Origin of the sequence: uncultured Campylobacter sp. (genome assembly GCF_938045595.1) — a bacterium.
In the GTDB taxonomy this organism is placed as follows: Bacteria; Campylobacterota; Campylobacteria; order Campylobacterales; family Campylobacteraceae; genus Campylobacter_B.
Genome location: NZ_CALIBB010000169.1, coordinates 1 through 6,955, shown reverse-complemented (window position 1 = coordinate 6,955; position 6,955 = coordinate 1). Strand labels below are relative to the sequence as shown.

The 6,955-nt window shown below is 47.0% G+C and carries 10 protein-coding genes and 1 pseudogene; 2 read left to right on the top strand and 9 right to left on the bottom strand.

Features of this window, described 5'->3' with window-relative positions; genetic code table 11:
- Positions 1-129: 129 nt before the first annotated feature.
- The 9 genes from Q0340_RS06870 to infA form a co-directional block, all read right to left on the bottom strand.
- A complete protein-coding gene (locus Q0340_RS06870; protein WP_298082691.1) occupies positions 130-396 on the bottom strand; it encodes a NifU family protein in 267 nt (88 codons plus the stop codon).
- 510 nt (positions 397-906) lie between these two features.
- The gene (locus Q0340_RS06865; RefSeq protein WP_298082690.1) at positions 907-1,467 is read right to left on the bottom strand and encodes a L,D-transpeptidase family protein; all 561 of its coding nucleotides are present in this window, start codon (positions 1,465-1,467) and stop codon (positions 907-909) included.
- A 30-nt stretch (positions 1,468-1,497) separates the two neighbouring features.
- A complete protein-coding gene (gene rplQ, locus Q0340_RS06860) occupies positions 1,498-1,854 on the bottom strand; it encodes a 50S ribosomal protein L17 (protein ID WP_005869862.1) in 357 nt (118 codons plus the stop codon).
- A complete protein-coding gene (locus Q0340_RS06855; protein ID WP_298082689.1) occupies positions 1,855-2,880 on the bottom strand; it encodes a DNA-directed RNA polymerase subunit alpha in 1,026 nt (341 codons plus the stop codon).
- An 11-nt stretch (positions 2,881-2,891) separates the two neighbouring features.
- A complete protein-coding gene (gene rpsD, locus Q0340_RS06850) occupies positions 2,892-3,518 on the bottom strand; it encodes a 30S ribosomal protein S4 (protein WP_005869858.1) in 627 nt (208 codons plus the stop codon).
- Positions 3,519-3,536: 18 nt separating this feature from the next.
- On the bottom strand, positions 3,537-3,929 hold the full coding sequence (gene rpsK, locus Q0340_RS06845) for a 30S ribosomal protein S11 (protein ID WP_177387174.1): 393 nt from the start codon (positions 3,927-3,929) through the stop codon (positions 3,537-3,539).
- 10 nt (positions 3,930-3,939) lie between these two features.
- Positions 3,940-4,308, bottom strand: a complete 369-nt coding sequence (gene rpsM / locus Q0340_RS06840) for a 30S ribosomal protein S13 (protein ID WP_005869856.1) — start codon at positions 4,306-4,308, stop codon at positions 3,940-3,942.
- Positions 4,309-4,311: 3 nt separating this feature from the next.
- Complete coding sequence (gene rpmJ / locus Q0340_RS06835; RefSeq protein ID WP_005869855.1) at positions 4,312-4,425, bottom strand: 50S ribosomal protein L36; 114 nt, start codon at positions 4,423-4,425, stop codon at positions 4,312-4,314.
- A 172-nt stretch (positions 4,426-4,597) separates the two neighbouring features.
- Positions 4,598-4,816 carry a translation initiation factor IF-1 gene (gene infA, locus Q0340_RS06830; protein ID WP_005869854.1) on the bottom strand — a complete coding sequence of 73 codons (219 nt, stop codon included), beginning with the start codon at positions 4,814-4,816 and terminating at the stop codon, positions 4,598-4,600.
- 188 nt (positions 4,817-5,004) lie between these two features.
- Between infA and Q0340_RS06825 the strand changes: the two genes are divergently transcribed.
- Both Q0340_RS06825 and Q0340_RS06820 read left to right on the top strand, forming a co-directional pair.
- A complete protein-coding gene (locus Q0340_RS06825) occupies positions 5,005-5,877 on the top strand; it encodes a neutral zinc metallopeptidase (protein ID WP_298082688.1) in 873 nt (290 codons plus the stop codon).
- Between the two features lie 204 nt (positions 5,878-6,081).
- Positions 6,082-6,509, top strand: a pseudogene (locus tag Q0340_RS06820) (VOC family protein).
- Positions 6,510-6,955 lie beyond the last annotated feature (446 nt).

Genomic DNA, 6,955 nt, shown 5'->3' with positions numbered 1-6,955 from the left:
GCCAGCGCAGTCTGGCAAAGTTCTAGCAAAAATAGAATTTCCTCCTCGCCGCTTTTTTCGTATGCGAGCGAAAAATACAGCTTCGCAAGCTCGAATTCTCCGCGCGAAAAGGCCTTTAGTCCAAGCTTCTTATAATTCAAACTCTTCACCTTCGGGGATGTTTACGACGCTAAGCTCCGGATGGATATCCATGCGAAGCTGGCGCTCGACGCCGTATTTTAGGGTCTGCGCACTTGCGGCGCAGCCGTGGCAATGCCCGGTAAGGCGGACATAGACGACGCCATTTTTTATGCCTAAAAGCTGCATGTCGCCGCCGTCGTTTTGAAGCATCGGACGGATTAGCTCCAAGCTGCCTTGTACCGGAGTTAAAAGCTCTTCATCGCTAAATGGTATCATTAAAATTCCTTGTTTTGATTTTGGCGAATTATATCCAAAAGCGATAAAAAAAGGCTTATCGGGGATGAAATTTAATCTGAAATTTTGCGCAAGGGCGCGGATTTTGCGTAATGGCTCGCAAAGAATTTTATACGGCGCGAACGGCGAGCCGCGATTTTAAAATTTTATCGATTCGGCAAGGATGAAACTCGCAAATCATCGGGCTTGCGTATATTTAAATTTAGACTATTTGCGTTATAAATTTGGGATAAAATTTTAGTTCGGTTGAGGGCTAAATTTGAAAAGGAATTTTGTTTGAGCGGTAGGTAAAATTTAAAGCGGAACTATCTAAATTTAATTAGGACAAGCGCCGATACGATTAAATTTTATAAAGAACAGGAATGATCTTGATCGCAAATTTTGCGGCATACGAAAGCCTAGGCGGCAATATTATTTTAAAGCTCGTAGATAAAATTTACGCTACGTTTTATATCGATCGTGGCTGTGAAATTTTAGCGCAGGCGTGTACAGTCACGGCAAAATTTCTATCGGCGTGCCGATTTTTACGTGCTCGAAAAGCTCGTCCATATCGTCGTTGACGAGCGCTATACAGCCCTCCGTCCAGTCGCCGAACGCCGCGATACTCTGCCCTAGGTAGCTAAATTTATTCGGTAGCCCGTGGATTTTGATATCGCCGCCTGCGCTCTTGCCGAGGGATTTTGCGTGGGCTACGTCGGCTTTGTTCGGATAGGAGATGCCTAAATTTAGATGATACGCCGAGTTTGGATTTTTGCCGTTTATGGTGTAGTTGCCCTCCGGGGTTTTGCCGTCGCCTTGAACCTCTTTGTGTCCTTCGGGCTCGCGTCCGAGGGCGATTTTGTAGCTTTTCGCGACGCCTTTTGAGGTCAAAATTTCAAGAATTCGTTTAGATTTATAGACGCGAATTTTAGAGATTTGCTCGCCGTCCAATGCCTGCTTTAGCGGAATTTCGGAGTTGATCGTTTCGATATTTTTGTAGCTAAGATAATTGTCCAATGCCCACGCTAGGCCCGCAGCGATGATAACAAGCGGAAGTAAAATTTTAAATTTCATAGAAGAAATTTCGGGAGTGATCCCGAAATTTTATTTGCTGATTAGCTCGATATAAGCCATCTCGGCAGCGTCGCCCTTGCGAAGGCGGGTTTTGATGATGCGAGTGTAGCCGCCGTTTACGCCTGCGTATTTTGGAGCGATCTCGGTGACTAGCTTATTTGTCGCAGCCTTATCCTGAAGCGCCGCGAAAACAAATCTATGCGCCTCGCTGTCGCCCTTGCGCGCACGAGTGATCAGCTTCTCGGCGTAGCTTCTTAGCTCTTTTGCCTTAGGAAGCGTGGTTTCGATCTTGCCGCTAGTAACTAAAGCGATGGTTAAATTTTTAAGCAGGGCGGCACGGTGAGACGAAGTACGCCCTAGCTTCCTATATCCGTGATTATGTCTCATTTATTGTCCTTCATTCTTTTGTCTTTGAGCCTTCAGCTCGTCAAGCTTGCGTTTTAGCTGCTCTTTTTTATCGCCGAGCTCTTGGTTGCCGATAGGATAACCGATCTCCTCCATTACGGCCTTGATCTCCTCGAGCGATTTTTTGCCTAAATTTTTAAGGTCTTTAAGCTCGCTTTCCTCCATGATCGCAAGCTCACCGATAAATCTAATATCGGCGCGATCTAGGCAGTTGAAGCTTCGTGCGCTTAAGCTTAGATTGCTAACGCTCTCAAAAAGCTTTGCAAACTCGGAATTTGCAGGGATCGCTCTACCGAAAGTATCCGCAGCGCTGATATTTACGATGCCTTTGAAAACCGCCAGCTGCTGATACATCGCTTCAAGCGCGTTTTTAAACGCGTCTATCGCGCTGATCTGACCGTCGGTAGTGATCGTAAAGACCACCTTTTCGTAGTCGGGATTATCCTCTACAAATACGTTTTCGATATCGTAAACAGCCTTGGTTACCGGGGTAAAAAACGCATCCAACGCGATAAAATCCGCGTCTAAATTTTCTCTGATCTCTTCGCTTGGGACGTAGCCAATGCCCTTTTCGATGATGAGCGTAAATTTAAGATCGGCATCCTCGTTTATCGTAGCTAGATAAGCGCTTGGATTTACGATCTCTACGGCGTCGTTGTTTAGGTCGCCGCCGTAAATTTCTTTAGGTCCTTTAAAGCTGTATTCTACGACCTCGCGTAGGGAATCGCCCTTGATTTTAAACCTTAAGCCCTTTAAATTTATGATAAAAGCCGCCATATCCTCGAGCATACCGCGCATGCTGTCGAATTCGTGGCTTACGCCTTCGATTTTAACCGCAGTCGGCGCAAAACCGACCGTGCTCGTATAAAGTAGCCTTCGTAAAGGATGAGCTAGAGTGACGGCATATCCCGTTTCAAAGGGATATGCTATGATTTTAGCAACATTTTCGCTGACATTCTCAACCTTTATTTCAGTTGGCATATGAGCTGATGTTGTGATTTTTCTCATATTAGCACCTACTATTTCGAGTAAAGCTCTACGATAAATCTTTCCTCTACAGGAATAACAACTTCTTCTCTCTCCGGAACTCTAGAAAAAATTCCGTATCTTTTCTCTTTTTCTACATCTACCCACGCTACGATGCCGGTCTGTGCAGTAAGATCCAGCGCTCTTGAAATTTGCGGGTTATTTTTGCTCTTTTCGATCACTTCGATCTTTTGTCCTGCGCGGACGCTATATGAAGGGATATCGACGCGCTTGCCGTCTACTAAGATATGTCCGTGCGTAACGAGCTGGCGCGCAAATCGTCTAGTCGTAGCAAAGCCCATGCGGTAAACGACGTTATCTAGCCTCTGCTCTAAAAGCTGAACCAAGATCGCTCCGGTATTACCTTCTCTGCGAGCCGCTTCGGCAAATAGCCTGCGGAACTGCTTCTCGCTTACGCCGTACATAAATTTAGCCTTTTGTTTCTCGCGAAGCTGTGAGCCGTATTCGCTTAGTTTAGCGCGTCTTTGTCCATGCTGACCCGGAGCGTAAGGGCGTTTTAAAAGCGCGCTCTTGCCCGCAAGCCTTCTTTCGCCTTTCATAAATAGATCGACGCCGAGCCTTCTTTCTAATTTTTCAACCGGTCCTGTATATCTAGCCATAAATTTCTCCTTTTATAATTACACGCGACGTCGTTTAGGCGGTCTGCAACCGTTGTGCGCAAGAGGAGTGATGTCTTTGAAATATGTAACTTTAATCCCTTCTACGCTACCTACGCTTTTAACGGCGGTCTCGCGTCCGCTTCCCGGACCCTGAACCTTGACGCCTACCTCTTTGATGCCGTGCTCTTTGGCTTTGTTTAGCGCGTCCTCGACGGCTTGCTGCGCCGCATAAGGGGTGGATTTTTTGCTGCCTTTAAAATTTAAAGCGCCCGCACTGCTCCACGCGATCGCGTTGCCCATTTCGTCCGTTACGGTAATCATAGTGTTGTTAAACGTAGCGGAGATGTAAACTATGCCTTTGGCGATATTTTTTCTGACGGTTTTTTTCTTAACTACTTTTTTTTGTGCCATATCTCAATCCTTATTTAGCTGCCGCGCCGACGGTTTTACGTTTGCCTTTTCTGGTTCTGGCGTTCGTTTTTGTTTTTTGACCGCGAACAGGAAGGCCCTTTCTGTGTCTTAAGCCGCGATAGCCGCCCAAGTCCATAAGCGCTTTTATATCCATAGCCACTTGTTTGCGAAGATCGCCTTCGACCATATAGTGCTCTTGGATCTCTTTTCTGATAGCGGCGGCTTCATCTTCGCTCAGATCGGCGACTCTTTTATCGTAAGAAATTCCTGCCGCATCGAGAATTTTTCTCGACGTAAATAAACCTATACCGTAGATATAAGTTAGTCCGTATTCAATCCTTTTTTTCTTTGGTAGATCTACACCTGCGATACGAGCCATAACTTATCCTTGTCTTTGTTTATGTTTTGGATTTTCACAAATAACGTGAACAACACCTTTGCGCTTGACAATTTTACATTTGTCGCACATTTTCTTAACGGATGGACGAACTTTCATTCCACTCTCCTAAAATTTTCTCCACTTTAAATGCAAACTGCACCTAGGTTTAATGAAATTTCAAAAGCGAAAGTATCAAACCAACTGTTTTCAAAATAGTGGGGATTTTGAAAACACTTCTTCCTACAGTTTAGTCGCAAAATCGCGAGTATATCTAAATTTAACTTTATCCTTACTTATAGCGGTAGGTGATCCTGCCTTTATCGAGGCTGTAAGGGGTCAGCTCGACTTTTACGCGATCGCCCGGCATTATCTTGATGTAGTGCATCCGCATCTTGCCCGCGATATGGCATAAAATCACGTGTTTATTGTCTAGCTCGACCTTAAAAGTCGCGTTCGGCAGCGCTTCTATGACGTTGCCGTCGATCTCTATGACGTCGTCTTTTGCCACAAATTCTCCTTTCTTTTAAATTTAAAAAAGGCGATTATATAGAATTTAAAATTTTAAACAGCTTAAAAGAAATTTAAAATAAGCAAAATTTCAGATTTATTTCGCTACGCGCGGAGTATTTTACAAAAGCAAGACGGCGCTCTTTTTAAAATTTTAGTATAATGGCTCAAAAATTTTAAAGGAAAAACATGAAATGGCAAGACGGCAGACGAAGCTCAAACGTGGAGGATGACCGCGCAAGCAGCATGCGCACGAGCTCGGGCTCGCTTGGGATGCTGATTCCGATCATCAGGTTTTTGCTCGGCTCAAAGATCGGGCGCATAGTGCTCGTAATCGGCGTCGTAGCGTATTTTATGGGTTACAACCCTTTGGCGCTTTTAGACGGGGGCGCTAGCACGCAGAGAGAGCCGACGGATAGCCCGCAGGAGCAGGAAAAGCTCGCCTTCGTCTCGGCGGTGCTAGCCCAAACCGAGGACGTTTGGGGCGAGATATTTAAAAGCGTGGGCGCGCGCTACGAGGAGCCTGGACTTCGGCTTTTCCGCGATCAGATCGCAAGCGGCTGCGGTTTTGCGAGCGCGCAGACGGGACCTTTTTATTGCCCGAGGGACCGTAAAATTTATCTGGATCTCGGCTTTTTCGACGAGCTTGCGAATAAATACAAAGCGGGCGGCGACTTCGCGCAGGCCTACGTCATCGCGCACGAAGTAGGGCATCACGTTCAAAATTTAATCGGTACGCTGGAGCAGATCAATGCTCTAAAAAGGCGCGCTCGCAGCGAAGCCGAGCAAAACGCGCTTCAGGTCAAAGTCGAGCTGCAGGCGGACTGCTACGCGGGGGTCTGGGCGCGCTATCTCGCAAAAACAGGGCGCGTGCTTGAAGCGGGCGACATCGACGAGGCGCTAAATGCCGCCAGCGCGATCGGCGACGATACGTTGCAGCGCAAATTTAGCGGTCGCGTCGTGCCCGATTCCTTCACGCACGGCACCTCGGCACAGCGCAAAGAGTGGTTTAAAAAGGGCTTAGCGGGCGGAAACCTAAAGGCTTGCTCGTTTGAGCCGTAAGCGCGGGCTTGTGGGCTAGATAAAGGCGGCTTAAATTTTAAAATTTAACGCCGAGCTTGGAGGCAAAATTTTAAAATTTTAATGATCGGCGATTAAAAAGCTCGGACGGCGCGCTCGGCTAGCGCGACGACGGCTTGTTTGAGCGCAGGCTTGACTACGGCACAAGAAACCAAAATAGATACGTTAAAATTTATGGAGGCTAAAATTAATAAGATAACCTGCATCTGCCTAGGCGTGCGAAGCATGCAAAGGGCGCTAAAATTTTACAGAGACGGCCTAGGATTTAAGACGGATTGCAAAGACGACGACCCGCCGGTATGCTTTTTTAATACGCCCGGAACCAAATCTGAGCTCTACCCGCTAGACGCGCTGGCTCGAGATACCAGCGAAAACGAACCGCCGAGGGGCAGTGGATTTGCCGGCATCACGCTAGCGTATAACGTAAAAAACAAAGAGGACGTAGATAGCGTCATAGAGCTAGTAAAAAAGGCGGGCGGAACTATCGTCAAGGAGCCACAAGTTGCGTTTTGGGGCGGATATCACGCATATTTTGCCGATCCGGACGGATACTACTGGGAGGTGGCTTGGGGCCCGGTTTTAAATTTGACGAGGACAGGCTGCTCAAATTTTAGATCAAAATTTCTGCGGCCGAGGCTTATTCGGAGGCGCCGAAGCCTTTAGCGTAAATGTGCAAATTTTACACTCAAAATTTTATTGCAAATCATAGGGCGGACTTTTGTGGCTCGTATAATTTGCGGCGCCGTTTTTTTTCGCGCCTTGCTCTAGGCATCGAGCGAAATTTTACTCTCCGATGTGATCTGCGGCGCGGATTTTGCGCGAGGCTAAAATTTGTGTCCTGCACCGCGTACCTCGCTGCACTGCTTTACCTCCGCTCGGCAGCCTTATCAGCATCGCATGCCGCTACGTAAAACAAGAAAGCGGATATTTCGCAGCGTTTTTGCCCGTGAGTGCGGCAAGGAAAAAGCGATAAGCTCCTAGAAGCTTTGCGCGGCGGCCTCTTTCAAAAACCGCTTGTTTATGAGCGAATTTTCGATGTCGGGGTGAGCTAGAATGATTA

What these genes read in the sequence shown, in the direction of transcription:
- Q0340_RS06870 (WP_298082691.1), bottom strand. Translation starts at nt 396, where the DNA reads ATGATACCATTTAGCGATGAAGAGCTTTTAACTCCGGTACAAGGCAGC.
- Q0340_RS06865 (WP_298082690.1), bottom strand. Translation starts at nt 1,467, where the DNA reads ATGAAATTTAAAATTTTACTTCCGCTTGTTATCATCGCTGCGGGCCTA.
- rplQ (WP_005869862.1), bottom strand. Translation starts at nt 1,854, where the DNA reads ATGAGACATAATCACGGATATAGGAAGCTAGGGCGTACTTCGTCTCAC.
- Q0340_RS06855 (WP_298082689.1), bottom strand. Translation starts at nt 2,880, where the DNA reads ATGAGAAAAATCACAACATCAGCTCATATGCCAACTGAAATAAAGGTT.
- rpsD (WP_005869858.1), bottom strand. Translation starts at nt 3,518, where the DNA reads ATGGCTAGATATACAGGACCGGTTGAAAAATTAGAAAGAAGGCTCGGC.
- rpsK (WP_177387174.1), bottom strand. Translation starts at nt 3,929, where the DNA reads ATGGCACAAAAAAAAGTAGTTAAGAAAAAAACCGTCAGAAAAAATATC.
- rpsM (WP_005869856.1), bottom strand. Translation starts at nt 4,308, where the DNA reads ATGGCTCGTATCGCAGGTGTAGATCTACCAAAGAAAAAAAGGATTGAA.
- rpmJ (WP_005869855.1), bottom strand. Translation starts at nt 4,425, where the DNA reads ATGAAAGTTCGTCCATCCGTTAAGAAAATGTGCGACAAATGTAAAATT.
- Q0340_RS06825 (WP_298082688.1), top strand. Translation starts at nt 5,005, where the DNA reads ATGAAATGGCAAGACGGCAGACGAAGCTCAAACGTGGAGGATGACCGC.